Below are 14,840 nucleotides of genomic sequence, written 5' to 3' on the forward strand. Positions count from 1 at the left end.
GCTCGGCGCCGTCGCCGGCGTGCCGGGGCGTCAGGAGCGGTGCGCCCGTACCCGGGGCGGCGGCGGCCGGAGCGGGGTGCAGGGGCGCCGCGGCGAGGGCCGGGGCGATCAGCCAGGCCGCGAGTGCGGCGCGGCGGTGGGCGCGGTACATGGGACTCCTCATCGCGGGAGCCCCGGCTCCGGCGCTCTGGCCGGCGCCGGAACCAGCTGACGGGCCTACGGATTCCGCTGATACTAGGACAAACCTGATGCATCGATCGATCGGCGCGACACGCGGGAGCCGTCGGCGCGGCGACCGCCCGCCCCGGGCGGGCCCGGGAGTCCGCCCAGGGGTCCGCCCGGGGATCCGATCGTCGGTTGGGCCGTTCGGCCGCCGCGAAGAGCCTGAATGATCGTTTCTGCGGTGAACGGCCTCGGCCGACGAGGTGAGGCCGCGTACCCGCCGCCGACCGGAGCCCGCCGCGCACGGCTATCCATGGCGGTGTGATCAAGTCGCTCCGTACCGGATTCACCGCAGCCGTCGTGACCGCCTCCGTCGTCACGCTCGCCCCCTCTGCCGGGGCTTCCCCCTCGGCACCCTCCGAGACCGTCAGGGTGGACGTCGCCAGCGTCAACGGATCGGGCTGCCGCCCGGGCAGCGCGGCCGTCGCCGTGGCGCCCGACAACTCGGCCTTCACCGTCACCTACAGCGAGTACCTGGCCCAGGCCGGCGGCGGGGCCCCCGCCGTCGAGGGCCGCAAGAACTGCCTCCTGTCCCTCACCGTCCACGTCCCGCAGGGCTACACCTACGCCGTGGCCCGCGTCGACTACCGGGGCTTCGGCAGCCTGCAGCCGGGCGCGGTCGGCACGCAGAAGGCCAGCTACTACTTCCAGGGCATGAGCCAGACCGCCTACCGCACCCACAAGTTCAACGGCGCCCTGGACGACAACTGGCAGGCGACCGACCTGACCGGCATCGAGGCGCTGGCCTTCGCCCCCTGCGGCGAGCAGCGCAACTTCAACATCAACACGGAGCTCCGCGCGGAAGTCGGCACCTCCGACCCGTCGAAGACCAGTTTCATGGCCCTCGACTCGACGGACGGCAGCATCAACAGCGTCTACCACTTCTCCTGGAAGCAGTGCCCCGTCCGCTGACCGGGCCGACCCTCCCGGCCGCTCCGGGGCCCGCCGACACCGTGCGGGCCCCGGAGCCGCGCCGCGCCAACGGGCCGCCCCGCGCCACACCGTCCCGCTCCGTCGCCCACCGCCCCGTCAGGCCGACGCCCGCCGCACCAGTTGCGTGGCGGTGATCACCGGATCCGGCCGCACGCGGTCCTCCCCGCCCCCGTTCAGGGTGCGCATCAGCAGCCGCGCCATCAGGCGCCCCATACCCTCGATGTCCTGTCGTACGGTCGTCAGCGGCGGATCGGCGCTCTCCGCCACCGGTTCGGCGTCGTCGAAGCCGACCAGTGCCACGTCCCCGGGAACCGTCCGGCCGCGCTCGCGCAGGACCCGCAGCGCGCCCGTCGCCATCAGGTCGTTCCCCGCGAACACGGCGTCTATCGCGCTGTCGCGGTCCAGCAGCTCGGCCATCGCCCGGGCGCCGCCCGCCGCGGTGAAGTCCCCCTCGGCGAACAGCTCGGGGCTGTCGGCCGGAAGCTCGTCCAGGTAGCCGCCCAACCGGTCGGCGGCCGAGGTCTGGTCGAGCGGGCCGGCGATGTGCGCGATCCGCCGCCGCCCCTGCTCGCGCAGGTACCGTACGGCTTCCCGCGCACCGCCCCGGTTGTCCGCGTCCACGTACGCCACGCCGTCGGACTCCCCGGGGCCGGGCGTCCAGCCCGGGCGGCCGCCGTAGACCGTGGGCATCCCGATCCGGCGGGTGATGGCGGGCAGCGGGTCGTCGGTGTGCAGGGAGAAGGCGAGCGCCCCGTCGACGTGGCCGCCCGCGAGGTAGCGCTCGATCCGGTCGTAGTCGCCCCGGTCCTCCACCAGCAGCAGGACCAACTGGGCGTCGTGCGCCGTGAGCTCCTTGCTGATGCCGCGCACCTGGCGGGAGAAGAAGGGGTCCGAGAAGATCCGGACCTCCGGCTCGGCGATGATCACCGCCACGGCGCCGGTGCGCCGGGTCACCAGGGTGCGGGCGGCGTGGTTGGGGACGTATCCCAGGTCCCTGATCGCCTCACGGACCTTGTCCGCCACGTGGGGGCGGACCCCCTCACCCCCGTTGACCACACGCGACACGGTGGCCCGGGACACCCCGGCGAGCGCCGCGACGGCCTCCAGGGTGGGTCGGTTGCCGGAGGGCGTCTCGGGCACGGGCTCCTCCATCTGTCCAGGGGCGGTGACCTCGCCGGACAGCAGCGTAACCGGTACGGCCGGTGGAGCGGAGGGCGAGCCCCGGCCGCACCCGGCGGACCCCCCGCGTCCGCGGCCGCGTTCACCCGTGCGGCGCAACTCGGGCCCCTCAACGCGGCGGCGGCCCGAGCACCTGTTCGGCGCCGGGCAGGTCGTGCACCCCCGCGGCCGTCCCGGTCAGGGGCAGCAGCCCGTCCAGGGGGCACGGCACGGGCGTCTCGTGGTCCACCTCCCACAACCAGGACGCCTCGCCGGCGGCGGGATCCCTGGTACGTACGGAGTACAGGTGCCCGGCGCAGCCCCGGCACATCAGGGGCGGGTGGGCGCTCACGGTCGCCCCGTCGCGGGGCCGGAGCGGCAGGACGAGGCCCCGCGCGCCGGAAGCGGGCCGCCCGGAGCCCGCCCGGGGCGCCGCGCGCGGAGGCGGCCGAGGGGGCCGCCGGGACCGCGCACCGGAGTGCCGGGTCCGCCGCGCGCTTGTAGCGTCGAAGGCGTCAGGAGTCCTGGTGACCCGACAGGGTTTCGCCGGCCGGTACGCACGCCCGGGCCATGCCCCGGCAGTGCGCCGAGCCACCCGTGTGCCGCCCGCGTCAGCGCCGAGCCGGTCCGCCCCTCGCGCCGCCGGGGGCACGCGCAGCCCCCGTACGAGAGGCCGTGCCGATGCCGAACGATGTCCCGATAACGAGCCTGCTGCGTGTCGAGAAGGGCCTGGCCGCACCCGAGGAACTGGCCGCGATCGCGGTCGTGGTCGCCTGCTTCGCCGGCCGGTCCGCCGGCGCCGCGAGCCAGGGGCGCGACGGGGCGAACGGCGCGCGCGCCGCGTCCGGGCGCCGCCCCCGTACCCGGCCGGAAGCCGGTTGCTGGGCAGGGTGCTGGGCCTGCCGCTGAACCCTCCGCGCCGGCCGCACGCACGGCCGGCGCGGAAGGGTGCCAGGTCCTCACGCCCGGTGCAGCACCGTCGAGAGGACGTCGAGCAGCGTCGCCCCGGGATCGGCCACCGCCCCCTCCGAGCGCCACGCCACGAACCCGTCGGGCCGTACGAGCACGGCCCCCTCGGGCGTCAGCCCGTGGGCCTGCGCCCAGTCGGCGCCGTTCTCCGGGAGCAGGTCGGCGCCCGGGCCGGAACCGACGGTGTAGGCGTCCAGGCGCGCCGACAGCTCCCGCGCGGCCTGCTCCGCCGCCTCCCGCCAGGGCGTTCCCGGGCTGCTGAGCAGCACGAAGGACTGCTCGTAGAGGTCCAGTGAGGAGATCCGCTCGCCGGCCCGGGCGAGCCACAGGTGCGGGGCCCGGGTGCCGGTGTCACCCACAAGGCGCAGCGCCTGCGGGATGATCGGGCGCCCCGGCTCTCCGCCGACCACCGCGCCCTCGGGGTAGCAGTAGCCCATCGCGGTGGGCAGGACCCCGCTGCCGGGCCCGCCGCCCAGGGTGGGCGGCGGCGCGTACCCGGGGTGGCTGTGCTCGGCGGAGCGCGCCGAGGCGCGCTCACTGGTGGCCTTGGCCACGGGCAGCCGCTCGACCTCGTAGGTGTCGAGGAGCCCGATGCCCGCCGAGCCGTTCAGGACCGCCGCGACCTTCCACGCGAGGTTGTGCCCGTCCTGGATGCCGGTGTTGGAACCGAACGCCCCGGTGGGCGACATCTCGTGGGCCGCGTCGCCCGCCAGGAACACCCGCCCGGACGCGAAGTGCTGGGCCACCCGTTCGGCGGCGTGCCACGGAGCCTTGCCGCCGATCTCCACGTCCAGGTCCGGCGCGCCGATCGCCTTGCGGATCTGCTCCACGCAGCGCTCGTCGGTGAAGTCCTCCAGGGTCTCGCCCGTCTCCGGGTGCCAGGGGGCGTGGAAGACCCACTGCGAGGTGTTGTCCACCGGCAGCAGGGCCCCGTCGGCCCCCGGCTTCATCAGGTAGCAGACGATGAAGCGCAGATCGCCCAGGAGTTCGGCCAGCTGCTCCGAGCGGAAGGTGACGCTGACGTTGTGGAACAGCTCGCCGTTGCCCGTCTGGGGGATCCGCAGCGCCTCCCTGACGGGGCTGCGCGGGCCGTCCGCCGCGATCAGGAAGTCGGCGCGCACCGTCAGGTGCTCGCCCGTCTCCCGGTCCTTCACCAGGGCGCTCACACCCGTCTCGTCCTGGTCGAAGTCCATGAGCTCGGTCGAGAAACGGATATCGGCGCCCATGGAGCGGCTCTGCGCGGCGAGCACGGGCTCGATGTTGTTCTGGCTGCACAGGCACCAGCCGGTGGGGCTGAACCGGGCCAGCGCCCCGGACGGGTCGACCGACTTGATCAGCCAGTTGCGGTCGCCGTCGATCAGGGACTCGGTCTGCAGAATGCCTTGGTTCTCCTCCAGCACGGACGCCGCCCGGCGGATCGCGCGCTCCGCTCCCGCAGTGCGGAAGAGCTCCATGGTCCGGGCGTTGATGCCGCGGCCTCGCGGGTGCGTGGAGGTGCCGGCGTGCTTCTCGACCAGCAGGTGCCTCACTCCGTGGCGGCTCAGGAAAAGCGAGGTGGACAGGCCCACGAGAGAGCCGCCCACGACGAGAACCGGTACGCGAACATCGGCGTTGTCTTCCATCAGCTGCGGGCTCCTGTTTTCTGTGTGGGGGAGTGGTCCCTTTATGCCCCCGATCGTCGATCAGGCCCGGTTGATTCGCCCGTTGTCACCCGCTTGATCCGGACATGTAGCGGTACGTGCCCACCGGGACGACGATGAGCGACAGCGGCTCCCCTGAGATGCGCCCGCCCGCCGTCCCCCGGCCGAGGCGGCCGTCGGCCCGGGCGGTGCCACCGGTGACGGACGAGGGGTCCGTACGCGATGGATCTCCACCCCCTCATGAAGGAGTGAGTAGATGACAACCACCCTGTCCGAACGGGTGTCGCAGTCAGCCTTCGACGGCTCCATGCTCCGGGTCGTCCTTCTGATGGACCTCCACGAGGGAACCCAGCAGCAGTTCTTCGAGGCGTACGAACAGCTCCGCCACGACATCGCGTCGGTCCCGGGACACATCAGCGACCAGCTGTGCCAGTCGTTCGAGGACCCCTCGCAATGGCTGATCACCAGCGAGTGGGAGAGCGCCCCGCAGTACCTCGCCTGGGTCAACAGCGAGCACCACGCCGAACAGGTGAAGCCGCTGGGCATCTGCGCCCGCGCCATGCGCCCGCTCAAGTTCACGGTGCTGCGCGAGACCGGCCGCGGCTACGACCAGGCGGCGCGCCCGTCCACCGCACGGCTGCAGCCCGTACCCCGGCTCGGCGCGGGCATCGTCCGCCACGCCCTGACCTTCACCGTCAAGCCCGGCAGCGAGAAGCAGGTCGCGTCCATCCTCTCCAGCTACGCCTCCCCGGCGGCCCGGGTCGACGACCACACCCGCCTCTGCCGCACCTCGCTGTTCATGCACGGCAACCGCGTCGTACGCACCGTGGAGGTCCAGGGCGACCTGATGGCCGCCCTGCGGCACGTCTCCGAGCAGCCCGAGGTACGCGCGGTGGAGGAGGCCATCAACCCCTACCTCGAACAGGACCGGAACCTGGGGGACCCCGAGTCCGCCCGCATGTTCTTCATGCGCGCCGCGCTCCCGGCCGTGCACCACATCTCGGCCCAGGAGGCGGAAGCCGCCGACATCCAGCGGCACGCGCTCCTCTACCCGGCGAAGCCCGGCTGCGGAGCCGCCCTCGCCAAGTTCCTCGCCCGCCAGGACGAGGCCGCCGCGCACCTGCCCGACAGCACCGTTCGGAGCAGCAGCATCTTCCAGCGCGACGACATCGTCGTCCGCCTGATCGACGTGCGCGGCCCGCTGGACGCCGCCTCACAGACGGCCTTCGGCGTCCGGGGCGCGCGCAAGGCGGCCGTACTCGACCGCCTGATGGCCGTATCCGGGAAGCGGAGTGGCGCCGCGCACCACACCATGAACCTGATCACGGACCGCCGGGCAGCCGCCCAGTCCTGATCCCCCCGGACCGGCCGGGGGCCGGCCCGGACCGGGCCGCGCACCAGGTCCCCGACCGAGGCCCCGGCCCCGTAACCCCGCCGGCCACCCCGGTCACCGACCGGCCAGGCCGCGGACCGTCCCCCCACCCCGCACCCAGCCCCGACCCCCCAGCCCCGTCCAGGCACCCCACACGCCAGGAGGAACCCGCCATGACCAGACAGCACCCACGCATCGTGGACCTCAACGAGACGCCGCCCAACCGCCGGCGCGGAGGCGACCTGAGGGCCGTGCTGACCCCGACCTCGGTGGGCTCCACCAGCGGCTTCATGGGCCTGGCTGTCATGGCCCCCGGGGAGTCCATCGCCGAGCACTACCACCCGTACTCCGAGGAGTTCGTGTACGTCGTCGCCGGGCGCCTCGAAGTGGACCTCGACGGTGAGGCCCACCCGCTGCGCACCGACCAGGGGCTGCTCGTTCCGCTGAACGTGCGCCACCGGTTCCGCAACGTCGGTGACACCGAGGCCCGGATGGTCTTCCACCTCGGCCCCCTCGCCCCGCGCCCCGAACTCGGCCACGTCGACACCGAAGAGGCACCGCACCCGGAGAGCACGGCCTGGGCGCAGCCCCCCGACCGGACGGGAGCGGTCTCGTGACCCGCCGCCGGGTGGCCGTCACCGGCGTCGGGGTCGTCGCCCCCGGCGGCATCGGCGTCCGGGCCTTCTGGGACCTGCTGTCCAACGGCCGGACGGCGACCCGCGGGATCACCCTCTTCGACCCGGCCGGGTTCCGCTCCCGGATAGCCGCTGAGGTCGACTTCGACCCCGCCGCGCACGGCCTCGACGAGGGCGACACGGCCCGCGCGGACCGGTACATCCAGTTCGCGCTGGTCGCCGCCCGAGAGGCCCTGAACGACGCCGGCCTCGAACTCACCGAGGACGACGCCTGGCGGACCGGGGTCTCCCTCGGCACCGCCGTCGGCGGCACCACCCGCCTGGAGCACGACTACGTCGCCGTGAGCCAGTCCGGCTCCTGGTGGGACGTCGACCACAAGCTCGCCGGCCCGTTCCTGCACCGGGCGTTCACGCCCGCCACCCTCGCCTCCGCGGTCGCGGAGCAGACCGGGGCGCGCGGCCCGGTGCAGACCGTGTCCACCGGGTGCACCTCCGGACTCGACGCCGTCGGGTACGCCGTCCACGCCATCGAGGAGGGCCGGATGGACGTCTGCATCGCAGGCGCCTCCGACTCACCCATATCGCCGATCACCGTGGCCTGCTTCGACGCCATCAAGGCGACCTCGCCGAACAACGACGACCCGGCCCACGCCTCGCGCCCGTTCGACGCGGACCGGGACGGATTCGTCCTCGGCGAGGGCGGCGCCGTCCTCGTCCTCGAAGAGCTGGAACACGCCCGCGCCCGCGGCGCGACCGTCTACTGCGAGATCGGCGGCTACGCCACCTTCGGCAACGCCCACCACATGACCGGGCTGACCGCCGAGGGCCTGGAGATGGCCCGGGCCATCGAGACGGCCCTCGACCACGCCCGGATCAGCGCCACCGACATCGACTACGTCAACGCCCACGGCTCCGGGACCAAGCAGAACGACCGCCACGAGACGGCGGCCGTCAAGCGGGTCCTCGGCGACCACGCGTACAAGACGCCCATGACCTCGATCAAGTCGATGGTCGGGCACTCGCTCGGCGCCATCGGCGCGATCGAGCTGGCCGCCTGCGTGCTCGCCATGACGCACAACGTCGTGCCGCCGACGGCGAACTACGAGACGCCCGACCCCGAGTGCGACCTGGACTACGTACCGCGCACCGCCCGGAGCCGGACCATGCGCAGCGTGCTCTCCGTCGGCAGCGGCTTCGGCGGCTTCCAGTCCGCGGTGGTCATGACCCGGCCGAAGGAGGAGGTCTCGTGACCAGCCGTACGGTCATCACCGGCATCGGGGTCGTCGCGCCCAACGGCATCGGCGCCGACGCCTTCTGGAAGGCGACGCAGTCCGGCCTCAGCGTGCTGGACCGCATCACCCGCCAGGGCTGCGAGCACCTGCCGCTGCGGGTCGCGGGCGAGGTCAGGGGCTTCGACCCCGGCGCCATGGTCGAGGAGCGCTTCCTCGTCCAGACCGACCGCTTCACCCACCACGCCCTGTCCGCCGCCGACCTCGCCCTGGAGGACGCCCGGCTCGGCCGGGCCGACTACGAGGGCGACCCCTTCTCGATCGGCGTCGTCACCGCCGCCGGATCGGGCGGCGGCGAGTTCGGCCAGCGCGAACTGCAGCGGCTCTGGGAACAGGGCCCGCACTACGTCGGCCCCTACCAGTCGATCGCCTGGTTCTACGCGGCGAGCACCGGCCAGATCTCCATCCGCCGGGGCCTCAAGGGCCCCTGCGGTGTCGTCGCCGGCGACGAGGCGGGCGGTCTCGACGCCTTCGCACACGCCGACCGGGCCATCCGGCGGGGCAGCCGCGCGATGCTGGTCGGGGCGACGGAGGCGCCGCTGGCGCCGTACTCCATCGTCTGCCAGCTGCAGTACGAGGGGCTGAGCACGGGGGACGACCCCGAGCGCGCCTACCGCCCGTTCACCGCCAAGGCCGGCGGCTACGTACCCGCCGAGGGCGGCGCCATGTTCCTCGTCGAGGACGAGGAGGAGGCCCGCCGCCGGGGCGCCACCGTGCGCGCCGTACTGGCGGGCCACGCCGCGACCTTCACCGGGACCCGGCGCCGGGACCCGGCCGGAGAGGGCCTGGCCCGGGCCATCAGGGGCGCGCTCAGGGAAGCGGACTGCGCCCCGGAGGAGATCGACGTGGTCTTCGCCGACGCGCTGGGCACACCGGAGGCCGACACGGCCGAGGCGGCGGCCATCGCCGACGCCCTCGGCGCGCACGGCCGTACGGTCCCGGTCACCGCGCCCAAGACCGGTACGGGCAGGGCGTACTGCGCCGCGCCCGCCCTGGACACGGCCGCGGCGGCCCTGGCCCTGGAGCACGGCGTCGTCCCACCGACTCCGAACGTCTACGAGGTGTGCCACGACCTCGACGTGGTGACCGGCAGCGCCCGCACGGCGGACCTGCGCACCGCGCTCGTGCTCAGCCGCGGCCGGATGGGCTCGAACTCCGCGCTCGTGCTGCGCAAGGGCTCGTAGGCGTCCCTGTAGTCCCCTCCCAGGAAGAGAGAAGTCACCATGTCCGACCGACTGACCATGGAGGAGCTGGCGGCCCTGATGAAGACCGCCGGCATCACCGTCGACCCGAGCGAGCTGGCGGGCCGTCCCGAGTCCGCCTTCGACGACTACGGCCTCGACTCGCTGGGCCTGCTGGGCATCGTCGGCGAGCTGGAGAACCGGCGCGGTCGGGCACTGCCCGCCGACGCCGACCGCTGCAAGACCCCGAGGGAATTCCTCGACCTCGTCAACAACAGCCTCATGACCGGAGCCTGACATGCCAGGACACACCGAGAACGACATCATCGTCAACGCGCCCGTCGACGTCGTGTGGGACATGACCAACGACCTGCCGAACTGGCCGAACCTGTTCAGCGAGTACGCGTCGATCGAGATCCTCGCGCAGGAGGGCGACACCACCCGCTTCCGGCTGACCATGCACCCGGACGAGAACGGCACCGTCTGGAGCTGGGTCTCGGAACGGACGACCGACCGCGCGGGCCGCACCGTACGGGCCCGACGGGTCGAGACCGGCCCCTTCGCGCACATGGACATCCACTGGCAGTACTTCCAGGTGCCCGGCGGCACCCGGATGAAGTGGACCCAGGACTTCGCGATGAAGCCGGACGCGCCCGTCGACGACGACTGGATGACCGCGAACATCAACCGCAACTCGAAGGTCCAGCTGGAGCTGATCCGGGACAAGATCGAGCAGCGCGAGCGGGAGAGCAGCACCCCCGCCGTCAGCCGCCGCTGAAGCGAAAGGCAGCCATCCAGATGCACCGCGCTCTCATCGTCGCCCGTATGGCGCCGGGCTCGGCCCCGGACATCGCCGAACTGTTCGCCGGCTCGGACGCGGGCGAACTCCCGCACCTGGTCGGTGTCTCACGCCGCAGCCTGTTCCAGTTCGGCGACGTCTACCTGCACCTGATCGAGTCCGAGCGGCCACCGGGGCCCGCCATCGCGCAGGTCACCGACCATCCGGAGTTCAAGGACCTCAGCGACCGGCTCACGGCCTACATCAGTCCGCACAACCCGGACACCTGGCGCAGTCCGCAGGACGCGATGGCCCACGAGTTCTACCGCTGGGAGAAGCCCGGCGTGAAGTGACGAAGGACGGGCCGGGACCCGCACACGGCGTGTGCGGGTCCCGCCGCGTGCCCGACGAGGGCGGGCGGGGGCGGGCGACGGCAGGCAGCGGCACGGCAAGCGACGGCACGGCAAGCCACAGCAAGCGACAGCGGAGACGGCAGGAGACGGCATTGAACCCGACCGACCACGACCACTTCCCCGCGGATCCGGCCCGACCGGGCGTCGGCGCGCACGCCCGCTCTTCCCTGCGCGTGCTCGTCCTGTCCGGTTCCTCCCGCCGCGGGTCGGTCAACACCCGCCTCGCCGCCCTGGTCGCGGACCTGGTGACCGGAGCCGGCGCGACCGCCGACCGGGCGACGCTCGGAGACTTCCCCATGCCGCCCTACGACGGCGACGTGGAGGCCGACGAGGGCCTGCCGCCCGCGGCGCAGGCCCTGTGCGACCGGATCGCCGACGCCCAGGCCCTGATCATCGCCTCGCCGGAGTACAACGCCTCCGTGCCCGGCGTGGTGAAGAACGCCGTCGACTGGGTCTCGCGGGTCCGGCCGCAGCCCTTCAAGGACAAGCAGACCCTGCTCGCCTCGGCGTCCCCCTCCATGGTCGGCGGCAACCGGGGCCTGTGGGCCCTGCGCGTACCGCTGGAGCACCTGGGAGCCCGCGTCTACCCCGACATGTTCAGCCTCGCCATGGCCCACCAGGCCTTCGCCGCGGACGGGTCCCTCGCCGACGCCGGCCTCGGCGAGCGGCTGGCCGCGACGATCGGCGCTTTCCTCGACCTCGCCGAGGCGGACACCCGCTACCTGTGCCTGCAGCGCCGCTGGTACGAGTTCCTCGGCGACCGCACCGACGCGCCGGTGACCTCCCGCGCCCAGGACTGATCTTCGTCGGCCACGGGGCGTGAGCTATGTTTGAGCGCGAGTGACCTGAGTAAGGAGGCCCTCCGGTGTCATCGGGGCAGCAGGCGCGGGCCCAGGCCGCCGCGATCACGCCGGGCAGTCAGCCGTCGGAGCAGGGTCGTCCCCCGGCGGACCGGCTCCTGGCGCTCTTCGACGGCCGTCGGCTGTCGCCGGGCCAGCGGCGCATCGCCCAGTACCTGATCGACCACCTCACCGAGGCCGCCTTCCTCTCGATCACCGAGCTCGCCGACCGCGTCGGGGTGAGCCAGCCCTCCGTGACCCGCTTCGCGGCCTCCCTCGGGTTCAGCGGCTACCCGGCGCTGCGCGAGGTGCTCCAGCCGATCGCGCTGAGCGCGGTCGCCGGATCCCCGGACATCCGCGAGCAGATCCGCCGCAACGAGCTGCAGGCGGCCGTGGACGCCGAGATCGAGAACCTGGAGAACGTGCGCCGGCTGCTCGCCGACACCGACCAGGTGCTGGACATCGGCCGGGCGCTGGCCGCCTCCGTGCCCCTGACCGTCCTCGGACTGCGGATCTCGGTCTCCCTCGCGGAGTACTTCGCCTACGCGGCCCGGCGTATCCATCCCGACGTGCGCCTGGTGACACGTGGCGGCAGCGTCGCGTACGACGCGCTGCTCCAGTCCCGGTCGGCGGGCGGCAGCTGGGTCCTGGCCTTCGCGATGCCGAGGCACGCCAAGGAGACCCTGGCCGCCCTGCGGGCCGCCCGGAGCACGGGACTGCGCGTCGTCCTGATCACGGACCCCACCGTGGGACCGCTGGTGGACGAGGCCGACGCGGTGCTCACCGCCGGGACGGGCTCGCGGTTGGTCTTCGACTCGTACGCGGCGCCGGGGATGCTGTCCGCCGCCCTGCTCCAGGCGATGGCGGACGCCGATCCCGAGCGTACGCAGGCACGGCTCGAAGAGTACGAGCAGGCTGCTGACCAGCACGGCTTCTTCCTGTAGGAGCCGGCGGGGGCGCCGGGGCACACGCCGGAAGGGGCGGGGTTTTTCAAGGCTGTATTCAGCCATCGGCGTGCATGAAATTTTTCATACTCTTGCTTACTCGACGGTATATATGTTTACTGACGGCGGCGCTCCGGATCCACCAGATGCCAAGGAGGACGTCCCCACGTCCCCCTAGAACAACTCGCGGTACGACGCCCTCCTCACGTCGCACCCGCGGGCCGTCAGGCTTTCGGATCCCGATGAGCGCCCTGGCGGCCTCGGTCAACCCCTGGGCCGAGGCCGCCCCAGCAACGTCTCGATCAGAGTTCGACACCACTCGGAAGTGACGAGAATGCCCCAGACGGCCACCATCACGCGCAGTCCCGACTGGCCCTTGCAGGTCAAGGCCCCCGGGACCCATGACTGGGAACGCACGGCCACGCGCTGGCTGCGGGACCTGCTCCCGGCCCGCTACGGCGGCTATCTGACCCTCAACCGTCATCCCGCCATCCTGGCCCGGCACGTGCAGCTCCAGCTCCAGCACGAGATACGCGCGGTGCGGGTGGCCCTCCAGACCAGCCGCGCGGAACTGCCGATGCTCGGTGTGGCCGAGTCGGTCATCGAGAACGCGATCAGGATGTACGCGGTCGAACTGGAGCAGCTCAGCCGCCTCGCGCGCGGCGTCCGGCTGGTCACGGACGCACTCCAGGTGAACGCGGCGGCCCAGCGCAGGCGCTGACCGGCACGCCGCCGACTGGCCGGCCCGGTGGCTCCCGGCGGGGCTACACGGGCCGCCACGAACGAAGCCGGTCGGCCACGTCGAAGGCGTCGGCGCGCAGCGTCCGGATGTCGGTGACGAGCTCGCGCCACTGCTCGTACGAGGCCTCGACCGCCTCGCCCGATGCCTCGATGTACGCGACGGCCACGCCGTAGCCGAAGTACTCGTTGGAGTCGGGGAGCGGCCGCAGCAGCACGATCGCGTGCAGCAGGGCGGCCGCCCGCCAGTACGCGTCGGGGTCGTCCACGCTCAGGCTGGGGGTGTTCACCCGGTGCCGGGCGACGGCCGCGGCCAGGGCGGAGTGGTCGGCGACCGCCACGTCCTTGAACAGCGCCTCCTGCCGCTCCAGCAGCCAGCGGTGATCGATGTGGAGTTCCACGCGCGCCTCACGCCCCCCGGGGTCCGGCGCTCGCCGGACCGGTCCCGCGGGGGACGGCGGTGATCGCGTTCATCCCCCGAGTATCTCCGCCCCGGGGCCGTCCGGGGGGCGGTTCGGCAGACCGGCCCCCGGGCGGACGGATCGTGCGGCCCGACGGCACCCCGGCGGAGGCCCTCCCGGCGGTGGCTGGAATTATCTCCCCCGCGCAGAGGTGTTCCGTAGCAGAGGTCTTGCCTCCTACGGTCGGTGCAGCACAGTTCCGGACCAGGAGGCAGCGTGGAGCGCGAGAACGGCATCGATCAGCTGGTGACGGCGATGAAGGCGGTCGATGAGGCGGGCCGGCTCTTCGAGGAGGCGCACGCCGTGTACGAGGCGCGCGGCCTCAAGCGGGTCAGCGACGACTTCAAGGTGGCGGGCGGCTCCGTACAGACCCTCCAGGGAGCGGAGGAGATGGCCCGGGGTGCCCGCAAGTACCTCTCGGAGCTCGCACTGATCGCCGGCTACACGGCCGCCGGCCTCGACGAGCGGGTCGCGAACGCGGCGGTGCGGGCCCGCGCCGGGTTCACCGGCATATCCGGCGGCGGCTCCCGCATGGGCCGCCCGCTCCTGGACCCGACCGTACGGGGGCTGCGGCTCCTGCTGGACGTCGAGCTCTTCGACGCCGGCTTCACGGCGGAGATCGAGGAGGTCCTGCGGGCCGAGCAGGCCACCTACCCGGACCCCTCGACGTTCCGCATCGCGCAAGCGCCCGCGGCCCGGGCCGGCGCCCGCGCGGCCGGCCCCACCCCCTGACGGCCCCGCCGGGGTGCCGGGGCGGCCCGGCGGGGCCAGGCTGGGGGTATGCGCCATGCACCCGTCGTCGTACACCGGATCTTCCCGTCAGGGGGCCGACAGGTGACGCTGCGCACCCCGGGCGGCGAATCGTCCCTCGGGGTGGCCCGCTCGGACGCGGACGTCATCGAGTTCCTGCGCCGGGCCGGCATGCCCGACCCCGACGACGTGGTCCTCGGCGGGACCCCCCTCCTGGAGTGGGAGTCGGACACCCCGCACGTCTACACGACGGACCCCCCGACCGGCGACCTGCCGTAACGGCGCGGCCCCTGACCCCGGAGCTGCCGCCGAGCGGGGGCTACCGGCGAGGCGGTCGCCGCGGGGCACCACCGCGTCCTGCCAGTCTGCGGCCATGGGCAGGAGCACGGTGATCTTGACCGGCGCAACGATGTCCAGTCGGACTTGGAGGGTTCCCACCAGCTCTTTCGGGAGCAACTGGCGGCTCAACCTCCCGAATGGGAGAGGGCTGCCCTGCCGACCGCGGGATCGCAAGGAGT

18 protein-coding genes are annotated in these 14,840 nt (G+C 73.1%); 14 read left to right on the forward strand and 4 right to left on the reverse strand.

Annotation, left to right across the window (positions count from 1 at the left end; translation table 11 throughout):
- Window positions 1–483 precede the first annotated feature (483 nt).
- The gene (locus ACFWUQ_RS02145; RefSeq protein ID WP_384531654.1) at window positions 484–1,134 is read left to right on the forward strand and encodes a DUF4360 domain-containing protein; all 651 of its coding nucleotides are present in this window, start codon (window positions 484–486) and stop codon (window positions 1,132–1,134) included.
- Window positions 1,135–1,251: 117 nt separating this feature from the next.
- Here ACFWUQ_RS02145 and ACFWUQ_RS02150 read toward each other — a convergent pair whose 3' ends face one another.
- Both ACFWUQ_RS02150 and ACFWUQ_RS02155 read right to left on the reverse strand, forming a co-directional pair.
- Entirely contained in the window at window positions 1,252–2,295 is a 1,044-nt protein-coding gene (locus ACFWUQ_RS02150) for a LacI family DNA-binding transcriptional regulator (protein WP_384531656.1), read from the reverse strand.
- Between the two features lie 148 nt (window positions 2,296–2,443).
- Window positions 2,444–2,665 carry a hypothetical protein gene (locus ACFWUQ_RS02155; protein WP_384531657.1) on the reverse strand — a complete coding sequence of 74 codons (222 nt, stop codon included), beginning with the start codon at window positions 2,663–2,665 and terminating at the stop codon, window positions 2,444–2,446.
- Window positions 2,666–2,994: 329 nt separating this feature from the next.
- Here ACFWUQ_RS02155 and ACFWUQ_RS02160 point away from each other — a divergent pair, with 329 nt between their 5' ends.
- On the forward strand, window positions 2,995–3,222 hold the full coding sequence (locus ACFWUQ_RS02160; RefSeq protein ID WP_384531658.1) for an acyl-CoA carboxylase subunit epsilon: 228 nt from the start codon (window positions 2,995–2,997) through the stop codon (window positions 3,220–3,222).
- 50 nt (window positions 3,223–3,272) lie between these two features.
- Here ACFWUQ_RS02160 and ACFWUQ_RS02165 read toward each other — a convergent pair whose 3' ends face one another.
- Window positions 3,273–4,904, reverse strand: a complete 1,632-nt coding sequence (locus tag ACFWUQ_RS02165) for an FAD-dependent oxidoreductase (protein WP_384531660.1) — start codon at window positions 4,902–4,904, stop codon at window positions 3,273–3,275.
- Window positions 4,905–5,178: 274 nt separating this feature from the next.
- Between ACFWUQ_RS02165 and ACFWUQ_RS02170 the strand changes: the two genes are divergently transcribed.
- The 10 genes from ACFWUQ_RS02170 (at window position 5,179) to ACFWUQ_RS02215 (ending at window position 13,094) form a co-directional block, all read left to right on the forward strand.
- Window positions 5,179–6,276, forward strand: a complete 1,098-nt coding sequence (locus ACFWUQ_RS02170) for a SchA/CurD-like domain-containing protein (protein WP_384531662.1) — start codon at window positions 5,179–5,181, stop codon at window positions 6,274–6,276.
- A 191-nt stretch (window positions 6,277–6,467) separates the two neighbouring features.
- Window positions 6,468–6,911, forward strand: coding sequence for a cupin domain-containing protein (locus ACFWUQ_RS02175; protein ID WP_384531663.1), 444 nt, complete (start codon window positions 6,468–6,470; stop codon window positions 6,909–6,911).
- Window positions 6,908–8,179, forward strand: a complete 1,272-nt coding sequence (locus ACFWUQ_RS02180; protein ID WP_384531665.1) for a beta-ketoacyl-[acyl-carrier-protein] synthase family protein — start codon at window positions 6,908–6,910, stop codon at window positions 8,177–8,179. The genes ACFWUQ_RS02175 and ACFWUQ_RS02180 overlap by 4 nt, the downstream gene beginning before the upstream one ends.
- A complete protein-coding gene (locus ACFWUQ_RS02185) occupies window positions 8,176–9,402 on the forward strand; it encodes a beta-ketoacyl synthase N-terminal-like domain-containing protein (RefSeq protein ID WP_384531666.1) in 1,227 nt (408 codons plus the stop codon). Before ACFWUQ_RS02180 ends, ACFWUQ_RS02185 begins: the two co-directional genes overlap by 4 nt.
- 39 nt (window positions 9,403–9,441) lie before the next feature.
- Complete coding sequence (locus ACFWUQ_RS02190) at window positions 9,442–9,696, forward strand: acyl carrier protein (protein WP_384531668.1); 255 nt, start codon at window positions 9,442–9,444, stop codon at window positions 9,694–9,696.
- Window position 9,697: 1 nt separating this feature from the next.
- On the forward strand, window positions 9,698–10,177 hold the full coding sequence (locus ACFWUQ_RS02195) for an SRPBCC family protein (RefSeq protein ID WP_384531669.1): 480 nt from the start codon (window positions 9,698–9,700) through the stop codon (window positions 10,175–10,177).
- 20 nt (window positions 10,178–10,197) lie between these two features.
- Complete coding sequence (locus ACFWUQ_RS02200; protein ID WP_384531670.1) at window positions 10,198–10,530, forward strand: TcmI family type II polyketide cyclase; 333 nt, start codon at window positions 10,198–10,200, stop codon at window positions 10,528–10,530.
- Window positions 10,531–10,757: 227 nt separating this feature from the next.
- Window positions 10,758–11,390 carry an NADPH-dependent FMN reductase gene (locus ACFWUQ_RS02205; protein ID WP_384531878.1) on the forward strand — a complete coding sequence of 211 codons (633 nt, stop codon included), beginning with the start codon at window positions 10,758–10,760 and terminating at the stop codon, window positions 11,388–11,390.
- Window positions 11,391–11,455: 65 nt separating this feature from the next.
- Window positions 11,456–12,373 (forward strand): MurR/RpiR family transcriptional regulator, encoded by a 918-nt coding sequence (locus ACFWUQ_RS02210; protein ID WP_384531672.1) that lies wholly within the window; start codon window positions 11,456–11,458, stop codon window positions 12,371–12,373.
- A 334-nt stretch (window positions 12,374–12,707) separates the two neighbouring features.
- Window positions 12,708–13,094 carry a hypothetical protein gene (locus ACFWUQ_RS02215; RefSeq protein ID WP_384531879.1) on the forward strand — a complete coding sequence of 129 codons (387 nt, stop codon included), beginning with the start codon at window positions 12,708–12,710 and terminating at the stop codon, window positions 13,092–13,094.
- 43 nt (window positions 13,095–13,137) lie between these two features.
- Here ACFWUQ_RS02215 and ACFWUQ_RS02220 read toward each other — a convergent pair whose 3' ends face one another.
- Window positions 13,138–13,512, reverse strand: a complete 375-nt coding sequence (locus ACFWUQ_RS02220; protein WP_384531674.1) for a toxin Doc — start codon at window positions 13,510–13,512, stop codon at window positions 13,138–13,140.
- Window positions 13,513–13,788: 276 nt separating this feature from the next.
- Here ACFWUQ_RS02220 and ACFWUQ_RS02225 point away from each other — a divergent pair, with 276 nt between their 5' ends.
- Together ACFWUQ_RS02225 and ACFWUQ_RS02230 are read left to right on the forward strand one after the other, a co-directional pair.
- A complete protein-coding gene (locus tag ACFWUQ_RS02225) occupies window positions 13,789–14,304 on the forward strand; it encodes a hypothetical protein (protein ID WP_384531676.1) in 516 nt (171 codons plus the stop codon).
- A gap of 48 nt (window positions 14,305–14,352) precedes the next feature.
- Window positions 14,353–14,601 (forward strand): hypothetical protein, encoded by a 249-nt coding sequence (locus ACFWUQ_RS02230; protein ID WP_384531678.1) that lies wholly within the window; start codon window positions 14,353–14,355, stop codon window positions 14,599–14,601.
- The last annotated feature ends 239 nt before the right edge of the window (window positions 14,602–14,840 follow it).

This window comes from Streptomyces sp. NPDC058662, assembly GCF_042716255.1.
Classification (GTDB): Bacteria; Actinomycetota; Actinomycetes; order Streptomycetales; family Streptomycetaceae; genus Streptomyces.

What these genes read in the sequence shown, in the direction of transcription:
- ACFWUQ_RS02160 (WP_384531658.1), top strand. Translation starts at nt 2,995, where the DNA reads ATGCCGAACGATGTCCCGATAACGAGCCTGCTGCGTGTCGAGAAGGGC.
- ACFWUQ_RS02165 (WP_384531660.1), bottom strand. Translation starts at nt 4,904, where the DNA reads ATGGAAGACAACGCCGATGTTCGCGTACCGGTTCTCGTCGTGGGCGGC.
- ACFWUQ_RS02170 (WP_384531662.1), top strand. Translation starts at nt 5,179, where the DNA reads ATGACAACCACCCTGTCCGAACGGGTGTCGCAGTCAGCCTTCGACGGC.
- ACFWUQ_RS02175 (WP_384531663.1), top strand. Translation starts at nt 6,468, where the DNA reads ATGACCAGACAGCACCCACGCATCGTGGACCTCAACGAGACGCCGCCC.
- ACFWUQ_RS02190 (WP_384531668.1), top strand. Translation starts at nt 9,442, where the DNA reads ATGTCCGACCGACTGACCATGGAGGAGCTGGCGGCCCTGATGAAGACC.
- ACFWUQ_RS02195 (WP_384531669.1), top strand. Translation starts at nt 9,698, where the DNA reads ATGCCAGGACACACCGAGAACGACATCATCGTCAACGCGCCCGTCGAC.
- ACFWUQ_RS02200 (WP_384531670.1), top strand. Translation starts at nt 10,198, where the DNA reads ATGCACCGCGCTCTCATCGTCGCCCGTATGGCGCCGGGCTCGGCCCCG.
- ACFWUQ_RS02215 (WP_384531879.1), top strand. Translation starts at nt 12,708, where the DNA reads ATGCCCCAGACGGCCACCATCACGCGCAGTCCCGACTGGCCCTTGCAG.
- ACFWUQ_RS02230 (WP_384531678.1), top strand. Translation starts at nt 14,353, where the DNA reads ATGCGCCATGCACCCGTCGTCGTACACCGGATCTTCCCGTCAGGGGGC.